Annotated in this window: 18 protein-coding genes; 8 read left to right on the plus strand and 10 right to left on the minus strand. The window is 54.3% G+C overall.

The window, feature by feature from the left end; all coding sequences use genetic code 11:
* The first annotated feature begins 9 nt into the window (after positions 1–9).
* The 4 genes from OGY33_RS14740 to dolP are packed head-to-tail and all read left to right on the plus strand — an operon-like array spanning position 10 to position 3624.
* Positions 10–2061 carry a penicillin-binding protein activator gene (locus OGY33_RS14740; RefSeq protein WP_191238087.1) on the plus strand — a complete coding sequence of 684 codons (2052 nt, stop codon included), beginning with the start codon at positions 10–12 and terminating at the stop codon, positions 2059–2061.
* Positions 2019–2414 (plus strand): YraN family protein, encoded by a 396-nt coding sequence (locus tag OGY33_RS14745; RefSeq protein ID WP_003828625.1) that lies wholly within the window; start codon positions 2019–2021, stop codon positions 2412–2414. The genes OGY33_RS14740 and OGY33_RS14745 overlap by 43 nt, the downstream gene beginning before the upstream one ends.
* A gap of 34 nt (positions 2415–2448) precedes the next feature.
* Positions 2449–3039, plus strand: coding sequence for a DnaA initiator-associating protein DiaA (gene diaA / locus OGY33_RS14750; RefSeq protein WP_003024948.1), 591 nt, complete (start codon positions 2449–2451; stop codon positions 3037–3039).
* A gap of 9 nt (positions 3040–3048) precedes the next feature.
* Complete coding sequence (gene dolP / locus OGY33_RS14755; protein WP_008785904.1) at positions 3049–3624, plus strand: division/outer membrane stress-associated lipid-binding lipoprotein; 576 nt, start codon at positions 3049–3051, stop codon at positions 3622–3624.
* An 84-nt stretch (positions 3625–3708) separates the two neighbouring features.
* Here the strand turns inward: dolP and OGY33_RS14760 are convergent, their stop codons facing one another.
* Together OGY33_RS14760 and OGY33_RS14765 are read right to left on the minus strand one after the other, a co-directional pair.
* The gene (locus tag OGY33_RS14760) at positions 3709–4344 is read right to left on the minus strand and encodes an NAD(P)H-binding protein (RefSeq protein WP_149607308.1); all 636 of its coding nucleotides are present in this window, start codon (positions 4342–4344) and stop codon (positions 3709–3711) included.
* Between the two features lie 36 nt (positions 4345–4380).
* Positions 4381–4809 carry a YhbP family protein gene (locus OGY33_RS14765; protein ID WP_149607307.1) on the minus strand — a complete coding sequence of 143 codons (429 nt, stop codon included), beginning with the start codon at positions 4807–4809 and terminating at the stop codon, positions 4381–4383.
* Between the two features lie 52 nt (positions 4810–4861).
* On the opposite strand from OGY33_RS14765, the gene OGY33_RS14770 reads away from it, so the two are divergent.
* A complete protein-coding gene (locus OGY33_RS14770; RefSeq protein ID WP_048236838.1) occupies positions 4862–5152 on the plus strand; it encodes a GIY-YIG nuclease family protein in 291 nt (96 codons plus the stop codon).
* On the opposite strand, the gene OGY33_RS14775 is transcribed toward OGY33_RS14770, so the two are convergent.
* Positions 5149–5652 carry a GNAT family N-acetyltransferase gene (locus OGY33_RS14775; RefSeq protein WP_008785907.1) on the minus strand — a complete coding sequence of 168 codons (504 nt, stop codon included), beginning with the start codon at positions 5650–5652 and terminating at the stop codon, positions 5149–5151. The genes OGY33_RS14770 and OGY33_RS14775 overlap by 4 nt on opposite strands.
* On the minus strand, positions 5646–6170 hold the full coding sequence (ubiT, locus tag OGY33_RS14780) for a ubiquinone anaerobic biosynthesis accessory factor UbiT (protein ID WP_003828637.1): 525 nt from the start codon (positions 6168–6170) through the stop codon (positions 5646–5648). Before ubiT ends, OGY33_RS14775 begins: the two co-directional genes overlap by 7 nt.
* A 220-nt stretch (positions 6171–6390) precedes the next feature.
* On the opposite strand from ubiT, the gene ubiU reads away from it, so the two are divergent.
* The 3 genes from ubiU (at position 6391) to OGY33_RS14795 (ending at position 9459) form a co-directional block, all read left to right on the plus strand.
* On the plus strand, positions 6391–7386 hold the full coding sequence (ubiU, locus tag OGY33_RS14785) for a ubiquinone anaerobic biosynthesis protein UbiU (protein WP_191238086.1): 996 nt from the start codon (positions 6391–6393) through the stop codon (positions 7384–7386).
* 8 nt (positions 7387–7394) lie between these two features.
* A complete protein-coding gene (locus tag OGY33_RS14790) occupies positions 7395–8273 on the plus strand; it encodes a U32 family peptidase (protein WP_416335917.1) in 879 nt (292 codons plus the stop codon).
* 178 nt (positions 8274–8451) lie between these two features.
* The gene (locus tag OGY33_RS14795) at positions 8452–9459 is read left to right on the plus strand and encodes a luciferase-like monooxygenase (protein WP_191238084.1); all 1008 of its coding nucleotides are present in this window, start codon (positions 8452–8454) and stop codon (positions 9457–9459) included.
* Positions 9460–9549: 90 nt separating this feature from the next.
* On the opposite strand, the gene mtr is transcribed toward OGY33_RS14795, so the two are convergent.
* From mtr to rpsO, 6 genes are all read right to left on the minus strand, one after another.
* A complete protein-coding gene (mtr, locus tag OGY33_RS14800; protein WP_003828642.1) occupies positions 9550–10794 on the minus strand; it encodes a tryptophan permease in 1245 nt (414 codons plus the stop codon).
* A 146-nt stretch (positions 10795–10940) separates the two neighbouring features.
* Positions 10941–12869: a DEAD/DEAH family ATP-dependent RNA helicase gene (locus OGY33_RS14805; protein ID WP_003828643.1), complete on the minus strand. Its 1929-nt coding sequence runs from the start codon at positions 12867–12869 to the stop codon at positions 10941–10943.
* Positions 12862–12942 (minus strand): protein YrbN, encoded by an 81-nt coding sequence (gene yrbN / locus OGY33_RS14810; RefSeq protein ID WP_010723222.1) that lies wholly within the window; start codon positions 12940–12942, stop codon positions 12862–12864. The genes OGY33_RS14805 and yrbN overlap by 8 nt, the downstream gene beginning before the upstream one ends.
* A 106-nt stretch (positions 12943–13048) precedes the next feature.
* Entirely contained in the window at positions 13049–13933 is an 885-nt protein-coding gene (nlpI, locus tag OGY33_RS14815) for a lipoprotein NlpI (RefSeq protein WP_003024982.1), read from the minus strand.
* 109 nt (positions 13934–14042) lie between these two features.
* Positions 14043–16175, minus strand: coding sequence for a polyribonucleotide nucleotidyltransferase (pnp, locus tag OGY33_RS14820; RefSeq protein ID WP_008785911.1), 2133 nt, complete (start codon positions 16173–16175; stop codon positions 14043–14045).
* Between the two features lie 246 nt (positions 16176–16421).
* Entirely contained in the window at positions 16422–16691 is a 270-nt protein-coding gene (gene rpsO, locus OGY33_RS14825; RefSeq protein WP_000059465.1) for a 30S ribosomal protein S15, read from the minus strand.
* Positions 16692–16815: the final 124 nt, after the last annotated feature.

The raw sequence follows: 16815 nt of genomic DNA on the forward strand, positions 1-16815 counted from the left end.
GGATACAGTATGGTACCCTCAACATTTTCTCGTTTGAAAGCCGCACGCGCGCTACCAGTCATTCTGGCAGCACTGATTTTCGCAGGCTGTGGCACCCAGGCGCCAGACCAGAGTGCAGCCCATATGCAGGGCACTGCGCAGGCTGATTCCGGCTTTTATCTGCAACAAATGCAGCAAAGCTCTGATGATAGCAAGACCAACTGGCAATTACTCGCCATTCGTGCACTGCTGAAAGAAGGCAAGAGCCAGCAGGCTATCGAACTGTTTAACCAGCTACCGCAGAAGCTAAGCGATACCCAGCAGCGTGAGCAGTCACTGCTGGCCGTCGAGATTAAGCTCGCGCAGAAAGATGTCGCTGGCGCACAGGCCCTGCTGGATAAGTTAACTCCCGCCGATTTTGATCAAAACCAACAGGCACGCTACTGGCAGGCGCAAATCGACGTCAACCAGGGTCGTCCATCTCTGACGCTGCTGCGCGCCCTGATCGCCCAGGAACCGCTGCTGGCCGCGAATGCTAAGCAGAAAAATATGGACGCCACCTGGCAGGCGCTGTCGTCCATGACCCAGGAGCAAGCGCAGGCGCTGGTCATCAATGCTGATGAAAACGTGCTGCAAGGCTGGCTGGATCTCCAGCGCGTCTGGTTCGATAACCGTAACGATCCGGACATGATGAAAGCCGGTATTGCGGACTGGCAGAAACGTTATCCGCAAAACCCAGGGGCAAAACTGTTACCAACACAGTTGGTTAACGTGCAGAGCTTTAAGCCCGCCTCCACCAGCAAAATCGCCCTGCTGTTACCACTGAACGGTCAGGCCGCTGTATTTGGCCGGACTATTCAGCAAGGCTTTGAAGCTGCGAAAAACATGGGCACTCAACCTGTCGCAGCCCCTGTTGCTGTCGCACCTGCCGCAGTTCCAGCTGCCGCGACCACCACAGAACAGCCGCAAACGACTGACGGCGTTGCCAGCCCGTCTCAGGCGTCAGTAAGCGATCTGACCAACGAGACGCCGGCTCAACCAGAAACACCTGCTGTGCAGCCCACAGCACCCGCTCAGCCAACAACAGCCAGCGCACCGGCGAATCCATCCGCTGAGCTGAAAATCTACGACACTTCATCACAGCCGCTGAACCAGATCCTGACTCAGGTTCAGCAGGATGGCGCCAGCATCGTGGTTGGCCCACTGTTGAAGAACAATGTTGAAGAGCTGATGAAAAGCAACACGCCATTGAACGTCCTGGCGCTTAACCAGCCGGAGTCGGTGAAAAATCTGCCGAATGTCTGCTACTTCGCCCTGTCGCCAGAAGATGAAGCGCGCGACGCCGCGCGCCACATCCGCGATCAAGGAAAACAGACGCCGCTGTTGTTGATTCCACGGAGTTCATTAGGCGATCGCGTTGCCAACGCCTTTGCACAGGAATGGCAAAAACTGGGTGGCGGCGTGGTATTGCAGCAGAAGTTCGGCTCCACCGCTGAACTTAAAATGGGTGTCAACGGCGGCTCAGGGATTTCCCTGACAGGCAGCCCTGTGGCCTCCTCTGTGCCAGCCCAACCCGGCGTAACGATTGGCGGTCTGACCATCCCGGCAGCACCTACCGATGCGCAAATCACCGGCGGCAGCGGTCGTGTTGATGCCGTGTATATTCTGGCGACGCCGGAAGAAATTGCATTTATTAAGCCGATGATCGCCATGCGCAACGGCAGCCAGAGCGGAGCAACGCTGTACGCCAGCTCTCGTAGTGCGCAGGGCACTGCCGGCCCGGATTTCCGTCTGGAGATGGAAGGCTTGCAGTACAGCGAAATTCCGATGCTGGCAGGCGCTAATGTGCCTCTTATGCAGCAGGCGCTTGGCGCGGTTCGTAACGACTACTCGCTGGCGCGTATGTATGCCATGGGTGTCGATGCCTGGTCGCTTGCCAACCACTTCTCGCAAATGCGTCAGGTGCAGGGTTTCGAAATTAACGGTAATACCGGGGCCTTAACCGCAACGCAGGATTGTGTGATTAACAGGAAGTTATCATGGCTCAAATACCAGCAAGGACAAGTCGTCCCCGCCAGTTAACGAGTAAACAGACCGGTGACGCGTGGGAATCCACCGCGCGTGACTGGCTGCTGAGCAAGGGACTGCATTTTATCGCCGCCAACGTGCGTGAACGTGGTGGCGAAATCGACCTGATAATGCGTGAAGGCAACACCACCGTATTTGTTGAGGTTCGCTACCGACGCTCAGCACAGTTCGGCGGTGCGGCGGCGAGTGTGACCCGGAGCAAACAACACAAATTATTACAGACCGCCCGCTTGTGGCTTGCGCGCCATAATGGGAGTTTTGATACTGTGGATTGCCGGTTCGATGTGTTAGCCTTCACCGGAAATGATGTTGAGTGGTTTAAGGACGCGTTCAACGACCGCTCATAGTTGAAGATTCAGAGCCTGGTTCTTAAGGATTAGCGTGTTAGATAGAATTAAAGTCTGCTTTACAGAAAGCATTCAAACTCAGATAGCTGCGGCTGAAGCACTTCCGGATGCAATCTCCCGTGCCGCCATGACGCTGGTTCAGTCCCTGCTCAATGGCAACAAAATTCTCTGTTGTGGTAATGGGACGTCCGCTGCCAACGCACAGCATTTTGCTGCCAGCATGATCAATCGTTTTGAAACAGAACGCCCAAGTTTACCTGCGATTGCACTAAACACTGATAATGTGGTCTTAACTGCGATTGCCAACGATCGCCTGCACGACGAAGTTTATGCAAAACAAGTCCGTGCGCTGGGACATGCAGGTGATGTTCTGCTGGCAATCTCTACGCGTGGTAATAGCCGCGATATCGTAAAAGCCGTTGAAGCCGCCGTGACACGCGACATGACAATCGTCGCGCTGACCGGGTATGACGGAGGGGAACTGGCCGGATTACTGGGGCCACAGGATGTTGAAATCCGTATACCCTCACACCACAGCGCCCGCGTTCAGGAAATGCACATGCTGACGGTCAACTGCCTTTGCGATCTTATCGATAACACGCTTTTCCCTCACCAGGATGATTAAGGAGTACACATGAAGGCATTTTCGCCGCTTGCTGTGATTATCGCTGCACTGCTGCTGCAAGGCTGTGTCGCTGCCGCCGTTGTTGGAACTGCAGCTGTCGGGACTAAAGCCGCGACGGATCCTCGTAGTGTCGGCACCCAGGTTGATGACAGTACCCTGGAATTACGCGTCAATACGGCGTTGTCGAAAGATGCCCAGATCAAGAAAGAAGCGCGAATCAACGTGAGCGCATATCAGGGTAAAGTGCTGCTGGTCGGCCAGTCGCCGAATAGCGAACTGTCTGCACGTGCAAAACAGATTGCGATGGGCGTAGAAGGTACGACTGAGGTCTTTAATGAGATCCGTCAGGGCCAGCCAATCGGTCTGGGCGATGCGTCCAACGATACCTGGATAACCACCAAAGTACGTTCCCAGTTACTTACCAGCGATCAGGTGAAATCCTCTAATGTGAAAGTAACGACTGAGAACGGAGAAGTGTTCCTGTTAGGTCTGGTGACCGAGCGTGAAGCGAAGGCAGCGGCGGATATCGCCAGCCGGGTAAGCGGCGTGAAACGCGTCACGACAGCCTTTACGTTTATTAAGTAACACGCCTGTAGATGGCATCTTATCCGGCCTACAGAACGTAATCGTTTGTAGGCCGGATAAGCGTCAGCGCCATTCGGCATTTTTTTATTTAGCCCTTTCGCGTAGCTCGGAAGAGGTCAGGATCGAAACCCCTTCATGCCCAGGTGCCAACGCTTCTGCCAGCATTGCCCGCGCAACATCGCGCGCTTCAATCGACTTCCAGTTACCCGGTAGCAGCCTGAACAACGGCGCTAAAAACATCTCATTCGTCCGCTGTTTGTCCCTATCCCCCAGTAGCATTGAAGGCCGGACAATCGTCAGCCGTGGCCAATCCTGCGCGATCAGCGCCTGCTCCATTTCACCTTTCACCCGATTATAAAAAAACGGTGAATTCGCATTGGCGCCCATCGAACTCACCACCAGCATATGCTGGGCGCCTAACCTACGTCCCGTCAGGGCCGTATCTACCACCAGCGTGTAGTCAGCATGGATAAACGCCTCTTTGCTGCCGGCTTCACGCCGGGTAGTCCCCAAACAACAAAAGACAATATCGACCGGATCGGTGACCTGTGCCAAAGCATCGGTTAGCTGCGGATCATGGGGGTTATAGATACCAACCGTATCTGCCAGCGGTCGACGCGTTGGTGCCGTGATGGCATTGACCCGCGGTTCATTGAGCAGCATACGCAGCAAATGTCCGCCCACCAGCCCCGTGGCTCCCGTTATTAACACCTGACTCATCGCTTATCTTCCCAGGGTCTTCAATCACTCTTCTAACTATAGATCACGCAGCCAGTGCATCTTTTTACCGAAGCCCAGCGTGTTGTCCGTAAATTTAACTTCATCCAGTCGAATCTCCCATACGGGCGCTGGCAGCATTCTGGCAACGGGGAAACGACGGTTGTAGACTTTACGCGCGTCTTCGCTCTCCTGCCCTTCAAGACGCCGGATTTCCCCTTTAAACTGTACGCCACGAATCAGGGCGACGGTTTTAGGCTGACCGTTTACTGTACCGGCAATCGGCGCGCGTGGTCCGGACATCTGTGCATGCCGCGTTTTCTCTTCGGTCAGCACATAGAACACCATCTTCTGCGCATCAAACAGGTAAAACGCATTGGCGCACCATAATTCACCTTCATGGTGTACGCACCAGGTCACGACGTGCTGTTTTGCCAGCCAGCGAGACACCGCAGTCAGTGTTTCCATTTCTGTTCTCTTTTATACTGTAGGCCTGAAAATTATCACGTCGATGGTAACAATGACACCCTGGTATCTGTACCTGATCCGTACCGCAGACAACGCCTTATACACCGGAATAACCACCGATGTGCAGCGCCGCTATAAGCAGCATCAAAATGGGAAAGGCGCGAAGGCGCTACGCGGAAAGGGGGAACTCACGTTGGCATTTGCGGCGCAGGTCGGCGACCGTTCGCTGGCCCTGCGCATAGAGTATCGCGTTAAACAGCTCACCAAGCGGCAGAAAGAGCGCCTTGTCGAAGGCGAAGGGTTTGAGGCGCTATTAAGCAGCCTGCAAACCCCGGAAGCTTAAAAGCGATTGAAGTGGTCGTGGTATTCCACAAGACCCGTCACGCCATCCAGCGCATCGTCCGCCAGGCGATGAACCTGGAACGCGCTTTCGGTGCCCGGCCAGCGGCAACGCAGGTCATGATGGGCTGCCAGCTCAAAGCCAAAGCGGCTGTACAGGGCCGGATCCCCCAGCGTAACCACCGCGGCGTAGCCAAACTCGTTCAGTGAATCGAGTCCTTCATAGACCAGCTGACGCGCCAGGCCCTGCCCCCGGTAGTTTTCATCCACCGCGAGCGGCGCCATGCCGACCCATTGCAGATCTTCACCCTGAACATCGACTGGGCTGAACGCGACGTAACCCACTACCTGACCTTCGTCATCGGTAGCAACCAGACCCAGCGTTAAGAAACCATCTTCACGCAGGTCGTGCACTAATTTCGCTTCCGCATCGCTCTCAAATGAACGGCGCAGCAGCGCATCAATACCAGGGGCATCAATGGGAATTTCAACTCGAATCAGCATGGCTCACCTACCGAGGTCTGTTTGGTTTCTGGCGACGTTTTCATCCCCGCCTCAACAAAATCCGCCAACTGCATCAGCATGACGCGCAACGCTTTAGGCATCTGCTCCAGTTCGATGGCATCCATCAGATTTTTTACGTATAGCCCTAATTCTGTATCACCTTCAATCACCAGACGACGCTGGAAGAAAAGCGTATCCGGATCCTGCTTGCGGGCCACGATCATCAGCAGATCGCTGGCATCGGCGCTAAAACTCACATCCGCATCTGCATTCTGGCTGACGATAAGTTTATCGTTCTCAACAGAGGTATACCATTTGAGGTCAATGTCACGCACATGAATGCTCAGCCAGCGACCTTCGAGAAACTCCAGCTCCCCATCGGCCAGCGCCTGACTAAACTGCCAGCTCAGGACCTGCTCCAGAACCTGGCGCTTCAGCGCAAAGGGCGTCAGTTTAACTGGTACACTCATCAGAGAAGGACCAAATTGTACTAAGCGTGAACGCAGTTTATCCAACACGAGCTTTACTCCCTGTTTCAATAGTCCTGCTATTTTGCCATATCAAATAAACGACATAGCGGCATAAATCAACAATTCGATGCGAAATTGTTACCTCTTTATTGGTGTCACCAATACGACTTTAACTGCCTCAAATCAAAAATTGTCTCAGCAAGGTTAACTAAAATCCCCATTCGTTAACATTTCTGCGCCCATCACGGCGCAACGTTCAGGATAAATTATGGAGCTGCTCTGCCCTGCCGGAAACCTACCGGCGCTTAAGGCGGCCATCGAGAACGGCGCTGATGCTGTCTACATCGGGCTGAAAGATGATACCAACGCCCGTCATTTCGCCGGCCTTAATTTTACCGAGAAAAAATTGCAGGAAGCGGTGAGTTTTGTCCATCAGCACCGCCGTAAGCTGCACATTGCGATTAACACCTTTGCGCACCCGGATGGTTACGCGCGCTGGCAACGTGCCGTTGATATGGCAGCGCAACTGGGTGCAGACGCGCTGATCCTTGCCGACCTCGCCATGCTTGAGTATGCCGCAGAGCGCTACCCGCATATTGAGCGCCATGTCTCTGTTCAGGCATCTGCAACCAATGAAGAGGCAATTAATTTCTATCATCGCAACTTTGACGTCGCCCGCGTGGTGCTGCCGCGCGTGCTGTCTATTCATCAGGTGAAACAGCTTGCTCGCATCACACCTGTTCCCCTGGAAGTGTTCGCCTTCGGTAGCCTGTGCATTATGGCGGAAGGCCGTTGCTATCTTTCGTCCTATCTGACGGGTGAATCGCCAAACACGGTTGGTGCCTGCTCACCTGCCCGTTTTGTCCGCTGGCAACAGACCCAACAAGGGCTGGAATCCCGTCTTAATGAAGTGCTGATCGACCGCTATCAGGACGGGGAAAACGCCGGCTATCCGACGCTATGCAAAGGCCGCTATCTGGTGGACGGCGAGCGTTATCATGCGCTGGAAGAACCCACCAGCCTGAACACGCTGGAGCTGCTGCCGGAACTACTGGCAGCCAATATTGCCTCGGTGAAAATCGAAGGTCGTCAGCGTAGTCCGGCCTATGTCAGCCAGGTGGCGAAAGTGTGGCGTCAGGCGATCGACCGCTGTATGGCCGACCCGCAAAACTACGTCCCGCAGGCCGCGTGGATGGAAACGCTCGGTTCTATGTCCGAAGGCACGCAGACCACGCTTGGCGCGTATCACCGTAAATGGCAGTGAGAGAAGCAATGAAATATTCCTTAGGGCCGGTGCTGTGGTACTGGCCGAAAGAAACGCTGGAAGATTTTTATCAGCAGGCTGCCGTAAGCCAGGCCGACGTTATCTATCTTGGCGAAGCGGTATGCAGTAAACGCCGCGCCACCAAAGTGGGCGACTGGCTCGATATGGCGAAATCGCTCGCTGGCAGCGGTAAACAGGTTGTGCTGTCAACACTGGCGCTGGTACAGGCCTCTTCTGAACTGGGAGAGCTGAAGCGCTATGTCGAAAACGGTGACTTCCTGCTGGAAGCCAGCGATCTCGGCGTAGTAAACATGTGCGCCGAGCATAAGCTGCCGTTTGTCGCTGGGCATGCGCTCAACTGCTACAACGCGGTTACCCTGCGTATTCTGCTCAAACAAGGCATGGTGCGCTGGTGTATGCCGGTAGAGCTTTCCCGCGACTGGCTGGCAAACTTGCTCAACCAGTGTGATGAGCTGGGTATTCGCAATCAGTTTGAAGTTGAGGTGCTGAGCTACGGGCATCTGCCGCTGGCGTACTCTGCCCGCTGCTTTACCGCACGCTCTGAAGACCGTCCAAAAGACGAGTGTGAAACCTGCTGCATCAAATACCCGAACGGGCGCGATGTGCTGTCGCAGGAGAATCAGCAGGTCTTTGTCCTCAACGGGATCCAGACCATGAGCGGTTATGTTTACAACCTCGGCAACGAACTGACATCGATGCAGGGGCTGGTTGATATTGTGCGTCTGTCCCCTTCAGGCACTGAAACATTCGCCATGCTCGACGCCTTCCGCGCCAATGAAAATGGCAGTGCCCCATTACCGCTTGCCGCCCACAGTGACTGTAACGGCTACTGGAAGCGACTGGCTGGACTGGAGCTGCAGGCCTAGCCGGATGCGGCATAAATGCCTTATCGGGCCTACAAATAGCGATCCCGTAGGCCCGATGAGCGCAGCGCCATCGGGCATGTTATATTCGGTGCCCGCCGTATAAAGCTCACTTTGTTAACAACATTCGCTAATCTTTAATGCAGTATTAAAAGATTAACCGGTAACAAAGTGAGCCGTTATGACTGACAAAACTATTCCGTTCTCGGTGCTGGATCTGGCGCCGATCCCTGAAGGATCCTCGGCAAAAGAGGCCTTCACACACTCGCTTGATCTCGCTCAACTGGCTGAAAAGCGCGGCTACCACCGCTATTGGCTGGCGGAACATCACAACATGACCGGCATCGCCAGCGCAGCTACCTCAGTGCTGATTGGTTATCTGGCTGCCAATACCACTACGCTGCATCTCGGGTCTGGCGGCGTGATGCTGCCTAACCATTCGCCGCTGGTGATCGCCGAGCAGTTCGGTACCCTGAACACGCTATATCCGGGACGAATCGATCTCGGGCTTGGTCGCGCACCGGGTAGCGATCAACCAACCATGCGCGCACTGCGCCGCCATATGAGCGGTGATATCGATAACTTCCCACGCGACGTCGCTGAACTGGTGGACTGGTTCGACGCCCGCGATCCTAATCCCCATGTACGCCCGGTTCCCGGCTACGGCGAGCAGATCCCGGTCTGGTTATTAGGCTCCAGCCTGTACAGTGCACAACTGGCGGCCCAGCTTGGTCTGCCGTTTGCCTTCGCCTCGCACTTTGCCCCGGATATGCTGCATCAGGCGCTGCATCTGTATCGCACCCAATTCAAACCCTCAGCGCGGCTGGCAAAACCGTATGCGATGGTGTGCATCAACATTATTGCCGCCGACAGCAATCGCGACGCCGAGTATCTTTTCACCTCCATGCAGCAGGCATTTGTGAAGCTGCGTCGTGGCGAAACCGGCCAGCTACCGCCGCCGGTAGAGAATATGCATCAGCTGTGGTCCGCTTCTGAGCAGTACGGCGTACAACAGGCGCTGAGCATGTCGCTGGTCGGTGATAAGGCAAAAGTGCGGCATGGTCTCGACGCCATTTTGCGTGAAACCCAGGCTGATGAGATTATGGTTAACGGCCAGATTTTTGATCATCAGGCACGTCTACATTCGTTTGATTTGGCGATGGATGTGAAGCAGGAATTATTGGGGTAGTGCGTTGTTTTGCCCGGTGGCGCTTCGCTTACCGGGCCTACTTGACCCTGTAGGCCGGATAAGGCGCAGCCGCCATCCGGCACAACAAAGTTACTGATAAACAGGCAACAGATTCACGCTCGAGAGAATATGGATAACCGCGTTGCCGATACCGAATACCAGGATCAGCGCAATCATCGGCTTGCCGCCCCAGACACGGAATTTCGGGCTACCGAAACGCTCGCGGGATTTACGTGCCAGCAGCGCCGGAACAATGGCGGCCCAGATGGTTGCCGCGAGTCCTGCATAGCCAATGGCGTACAGGAAACCGTTCGGCCATAGCAAGCCACCGATAATTGGCGGGACAAACGTCAGCAATGCCGTTTTGAAACGTCCCATTGCCGAGTCATCAAAGCCAAACAGATCCGCCAGATAGTCAAACAGACCGAGCGTAACGCCGAGGAATGAACTCGCCACCGCAAAGTTGGAGAACACCACCAGCAGCAGATCCAGACTGCGGCTGTTTAGTACACCGCTCAGCGCCTGTACCAGCACATCAATGTTACCGCCCTGCTGCGCAATACCGATAAACTCCGGACGCGGAATGTTACCCATCGTCCCCAGCAACCACACGGTATACAGCACCAGCGCCAGCAGCGTGCCGTACACCAGACACTTAACGATGGTCTTCGGATCTTTGCCGTAGTACTTCATCAGGCTCGGGACGTTGCCGTGATAGCCGAATGAGGCCAGACAGAACGGCAGCGTCATCAGCAGGTACGGCGTATACGAAGCATTGCTTTCCGCCACGTTAAACAACGTTGTGGGCTGAACGTGTCCCAATAAGCTGCCGAAGGTCAGGAAAAAGGTAATCACCTTTGCGCCCAGCACAATCGCCGTCATGCGGCTCACCGCTTTGGTACTTAACCACACCACAAACGCCACCAGCAACGCAAAGCCAAGACCTGCCGCACGCGCCGGAACGTTCAACGACATCTCGGAGAAGGTGTGATGCAGGATCGAACCGCTCGCCGAGATATACGCGTAGGTCAGAATATAGAGAACGAAAGCAATCGAGATGCCGTTCACCACGTTCCAGCCTTTGCCCAGCAGATCTTTGGTAATGGTGTCGAAGCTGGAGCCAATGCGGTAATTGAGGTTAGCTTCAAGGATCATCAGCCCGGAGTGCAGCATGCAGAACCAGGTAAAGATCAGCGCCGCCATTGACCAGAAGAACCACGCCCCGGACATGACCACTGGCAGAGAAAACATCCCCGCGCCAATAATGGTGCCGCCGATGATCACCACGCCGCCGAGCAGCGAAGGTGACGTTTGGGTGGTGGTTAGTGTCGCCATTTAGCCATCTCTCCAGTCATTTATATTGTGACTACATCTCAATGTGCTGCACTGTACCAGTACACGAGTACAATTGAAATAAAAAAAGCCCCGATTGTTGAGATCGGGGCCGTATATTTTACTTTACAGCTATAAAGCTAAAAGGCTTATGCATCACCGCCGAAACGACGACGACCAGCAGAGTCATCACGACGCGGAGCAGAAGAATCGTCACGACGCGGACCACGGTTGCCTTCACGACGTTCGCCGCTGAAACGACGACCATCGCCACGACCGCCTTCACGACGTTCGCCGCTAAAGTTACGACCTTCACCGCGACCGCCTTCACGACGCTCACCGCTGAAACGACCACCGCCACGACGCTCACCACCGGTGTGCGGAACTGCATCGCCAACCAGCTGCATGTTCATCGGCTTGTTCAGGATGCGAGTACGGGTAAAGTGCTGCAGCACGTCGCCCGGCATACCTTTCGGCAGTTCGATGGTGGAGTGGGAAGCAAACAGCTTGATGTTACCGATGTAACGGCTGCTGATATCACCTTCGTTAGCAATCGCACCAACGATATGACGAACTTCAACACCGTCATCACGGCCCACTTCAATGCGGTACAGCTGCATGTCACCAACGTCACGACGTTCACGACGCGGACGGTCTTCACCACCACGGTCATTACGGTCACGAGGGCCACGATCGTTACGGTCACGCGGACCACGGTCATCACGGTCGCGGAATTCGCGTTTCGGACGCATCGGCGCATCTGGCGGCAGGATCAGAGGACGTTCGCCCTGAGCCATTTTCAGCAGTGCAGCTGCCAGCGTTTCGATATCCAGCTCTTCTTCCGGCTGCATTTTCGCCAGCAGAGCACGGTACTGATCCAGATCGCTGCTTTCCAGCTGCTGCTGTACTTTAGCGGCGAATTTTTCCAGACGGCGTTTGCCCAGCAGGTCTGCGTTCGGCAGTTCTACTTCCGGAATAGTCAGCTTCATGGTGCGTTCGATGTTACGCAGCAGACGACGCTCGCGGTTCTCAACGAACAGCAGCGCACGACCCGCGCGACCCGCACGACCGGTACGGCCGATACGGTGAACGTAAGACTCGGAATCCATCGGGATGTCGTAGTTGACAACCAGGCTGATACGCTCAACGTCCAGGCCACGGGCCGCAACGTCGGTTGCAATCAGAATATCCAGACGGCCATCTTTCAGACGCTCCAGAGTCTGCTCACGCAGGGACTGGTTCATGTCGCCGTTCAGTGCAGCGCTGCTATAACCGCTACGCTCCAGCGCTTCTGCTACTTCCAGGGTCGCATTTTTGGTACGTACGAAAATAATCGCCGCATCAAAGTCTTCTGCTTCCAGGAAACGCACCAGCGCTTCATTTTTACGCATGCCCCACACAGTCCAGTAGCTCTGGCTGATGTCAGGACGGGTAGTAACGCTGGACTGAATACGTACTTCCTGCGGCTCTTTCATAAAGCGGCGGGTAATACGACGAATCGCTTCCGGCATGGTTGCAGAGAACAGAGCGGTCTGATGACCTTCCGGGATCTGCGCCATGATGGTTTCAACGTCTTCGATGAAGCCCATACGCAGCATTTCGTCAGCTTCGTCCAGTACCAGACCGCTCAGTTTGGAGAGGTCCAGAGTACCGCGCTTCAGGTGATCCAGCAGACGACCCGGCGTACCGACGACGATCTGTGGCCCCTGACGCAGGGCACGTAATTGCACGTCATAACGCTGGCCGCCGTACAGGGCAACCACGTTCACGCCGCGCATGTGTTTAGAGAAATCCGTCATGGCTTCTGCAACCTGAACCGCCAGTTCGCGGGTCGGTGCCAGCACCAGAATCTGAGGTGCCTTCAGCTCAGGATCAAGATTGTTGAGCAGCGGTAAAGAGAACGCTGCAGTTTTGCCGCTACCTGTCTGGGCCATACCCAGAACATCGCGGCCGCCCAGCAGATGCGGAATGCACTCTGCCTGGATTGGAGATGGTTTTTCGTAACCCAGATCGTTAAGGGCTTCAAGGATAGGAGCCTTCAGGCCCAGATCTGCAAAAGTGGTTTCGAATTCAGCCATGTAGTACGTGTGCCTCAAAATTAATGGCGGCCAGTCTACATAACTCATCATGAAATTGATCTGCAATTTTCATTGAAAAGTGTGAACCGGCTCAAAGTAGGTGTATTAACGAACAACAACGCCCTCACCCGTGAAGGTGATGGCAATCAAAAAAGATTACGGGCTGATGTGTACGTCAGCTATTGCTGGTCCGATTCTGCCAGGTCATCTTGGTCCTGGCCCAGGAGCGATAATTCCAACAATGCGTATCGGTGCTCAACAAAGTTATGAACGTTGTTAGCCACCGCCAGTTTGAACAATGCCGTAGCGTTGTCCAAATCCCCCAGACTTAGGTAGTACTTACCTAAATAGAAGTTGGTTTCACTGAGATGCTCAGCGAGCGAGGTGTTATCCGTTGCGTCCGCCTTCAGGCGTTCCATCAGCGTTGCTTCGCTAATGTTGCCCAGGTAGAACTCGACAATGTTCCATCCCCATTGCTCTTTATCCGATTTCTCAAAGCGTTGCTTCAACGCTTCTTTAGCCTGCTTCTCATCGAGCTTCTGCTCGGCAAGATAAAGCCACAGACTACGGAAAGGATCATTGGGATCGTCTTGATAAAACGCTAGCAGATCATCTTGCGCTAACTTGTCGCGACCGCCGTAATACAATGCGATACCGCGATTTAAGTGCGCGTAGTTGTAAGTTGGATCAAGCTCAAGTACAGAATCAAACGCTTCATAGGCAGCATCAAAATTGCCTGCCTGCGTTAAATATATACCTAAGTAATTGAATACTTCAGGCATATCTGGTCGGATTGCCAGCGCTTGTGAAAAATCATTTCGCGCCAGTGCCCTCAGACCGAGACTATCATACAACACTCCGCGCTCATATAAAAGCTGTGCGCGTTCGTCATCGGTTAAAGCCCGACTGGCAAGAATTTGTTCCATACGTGCCAGAATCACTTCCTGCTGCAAAGTCGGTTGCAATGGTACTGCGAGGACTTCACTCTTTCGCCAGGCGGAATTACTGCATCCAGCCAGCGTGAGTGCTGTCGCAACGAAACACCAGCGCAAAAAAGGCTTCATTTCCCACTCCCGAAGACAACGATTGAATGAACGTCCAGGTTCCCCGGTTGCTAACAAGGCATCCTGCCGGGTTAAAGGCCCTCCGCTTTCACGGAGGGCAATGGCAACCTTACTCGCCCTGGCTTGCCGGAGCTTCCGGTTCGCCTGCAGGCTGAGACTGCTCAGTTGCTTCTTTAATACTCAGACGTACACGGCCCTGGCGATCAACTTCCAGAACTTTGACCGGTACTTCCTGGCCCATCTGCAGGTAGTCGGTCACTTTCTCAACGCGCTTATCAGCGATCTGAGAGATGTGTACCAGACCTTCTTTACCGCCACCGATGGCAACGAATGCGCCAAAGTCAACGATACGGGTCACTTTACCATTGTAGATACGGCCTACTTCGATCTCTGCGGTGATCTCTTCGATACGACGGATAGCATATTTCGCTTTCTCACCGTCGGTCGCAGCAATCTTCACGGTGCCATCATCTTCGATTTCAATGGTGGTGCCGGTTTCTTCGGTCAGAGCACGGATAACAGAACCGCCTTTACCGATAACGTCTTTGATCTTGTCCGGGCTGATCTTGATAGTGTGGATACGCGGAGCGAACTGAGAAATATCGCCACGCGGAGCGTTGATCGCTTGTTCCATCACACCCAGGATGTGCAGACGCGCACCTTTAGCCTGGTTCAGAGCAACCTGCATGATCTCTTTGGTGATACCTTCAATTTTGATATCCATCTGCAGTGCAGAGATACCGTCGCGGGAACCCGCCACTTTAAAGTCCATATCGCCCAGGTGGTCTTCGTCGCCCAGGATGTCAGACAGAACAACAAAGTTGTCACCTTCTTTCACCAGACCCATCGCGATACCCGCAACGGCTGCTTTGATCGGCACGCCTGCGTCCATCAGCGCCAGGGAAGCGCCACATACGGAAGCCATGGAAGAAGAACCGTTAGATTCGGTGATTTCAGAAACCACACGTACGGTGTACGGGAATTTATCCAGTTCCGGCATTACTGCCAGTACGCCACGCTTCGCCAGACGGCCGTGACCAATCTCACGACGCTTCGGAGAACCGACCATACCGGTTTCACCTACGCAGTACGGAGGGAAGTTGTAGTGGAACAGGAAGTTGTCAGTACGCTCGCCCATCAGTTCGTCGAGGTTCTGCGCATCACGAGTGGTGCCCAGGGTCGCAGTAACCAGCGCCTGAGTTTCGCCACGGGTGAACAGTGCGGAACCGTGGGTACGCGGCAGAACGCCAGTACGCACGTCCAGGCCACGGATCATGTCTTTTTCACGACCATCGATGCGCGGCTCGCCTGCCAGTACGCGGCTACGAACAACGTTTTTCTCGATAGCGTGCAGGATTTCACCCAGTTCGTTAGCGTCCAGGGTTTCGTCTTCAGCCACCAGAGTCGCAATGGTTTCAGATTTGATCACGTCAACCTGAGCATAACGCTCTTGTTTGTCAGTGATACGGTAAGCATCGCTCAGGCGAGCTTCTGCCAGTGCGGCAACGCGTGCGTTCAGCGCTTCGTTGACGGCTTCTGGCTGCCAGTCCCAACGCGGTTTGCCAGCTTCTTTCGCCAGCTCGTTGATAGCCTGAATCACAACCTGCTGCTGTTCGTGACCGAACACAACAGCGCCCAGCATCTGGTCTTCGCTCAGCAGTTCAGCTTCGGATTCAACCATCAGTACGGCTGCTTCAGTACCTGCAACAACCAGGTCCAGCTTGCTTTCTTTCAGTTCGTCCTGAGTCGGGTTCAGTACGTACTGGTCATTGATGTAACCAACACGTGCAGCACCGATCGGGCCGTTGAATGGGATACCAGACAGAGTCAGCGCAGCAGATGCACCAATCATTGCCACGATGTCCGGGTTAACCTGCGGGTTAACGGAAACAACGGTCGCGATAACCTGAACTTCGTTAACGAAGCCTTCCGGGAACAGCGGGCGAACCGGGCGGTCAATCAGACGCGCGATCAAGGTTTCGCCTTCGCTCGGACGGCCTTCACGACGGAAGAAGCTACCCGGGATACGGCCAGCAGCGTAGGTACGCTCCTGATAGTTAACGGTCAGCGGGAAAAAGTCCTGGCCTGGTTTCGCTTTTTTCTGGCCAACAACGGTAACGAATACCGCGGTGTCATCCATGCTAACCATAACAGCGGCAGTCGCCTGACGCGCCATCATGCCGGTTTCCAGCGTAACGGTATGCTGACCGTACTGGAATTTACGAACGATCGGATTAAGCAAAATAATATCCTTTCTCTATTTTTTGACGGCACATTTTTGCGCCATCGTTAATACCCGATCTTCTGCGCATCCTCGCGACTAATGACAACCCTAACCCATAAGCATGAGTAAAGCCTCTCATTAGCCGCGCGAACCTCTGCAACGGAAGATCATTCATAGCAACAATACATTAGTTTCCAGCGAATTGCTGCCATCTGCTGGAAAAAAGGGGCCATGAAGGCCCCCTCTTTCTGAAACTCGAAAGAATTAGCGACGCAGGCCCAGACGCTCGATCAGCGCGGTGTAACGTGCAACATCTTTACGTTTCAGGTAGTCGAGCAGTTTACGACGCTGAGAAACCATGCGCAGCAGACCACGACGGCTGTGGTGATCTTTTTTGTGCTCTGCAAAGTGGCCCTGCAGGTGGTTAATCTGTGCAGTCAACAGAGCAACCTGAACATCGGTAGAACCGGTGTCATTTGCATCACGACCAAACTCAGAAACGATTTTAGCGGTAGCTTCAGTACTTAGAGACATTTTAAAACTCCAAAGTGTTAAGAATGAAAGGATGCCGATCTCTAATTCAGCTATCCCAGTGTACGCCACGCAGATTGTTAAACAATTTACGCGACGTTAAGCGGCAGTATTCTACTCGCAGCGC

The sequence above is a fragment of the Citrobacter sp. Cpo032 genome, assembly GCF_030332975.1.
Lineage (GTDB): Bacteria > Pseudomonadota > Gammaproteobacteria > Enterobacterales > Enterobacteriaceae > Citrobacter > Citrobacter portucalensis.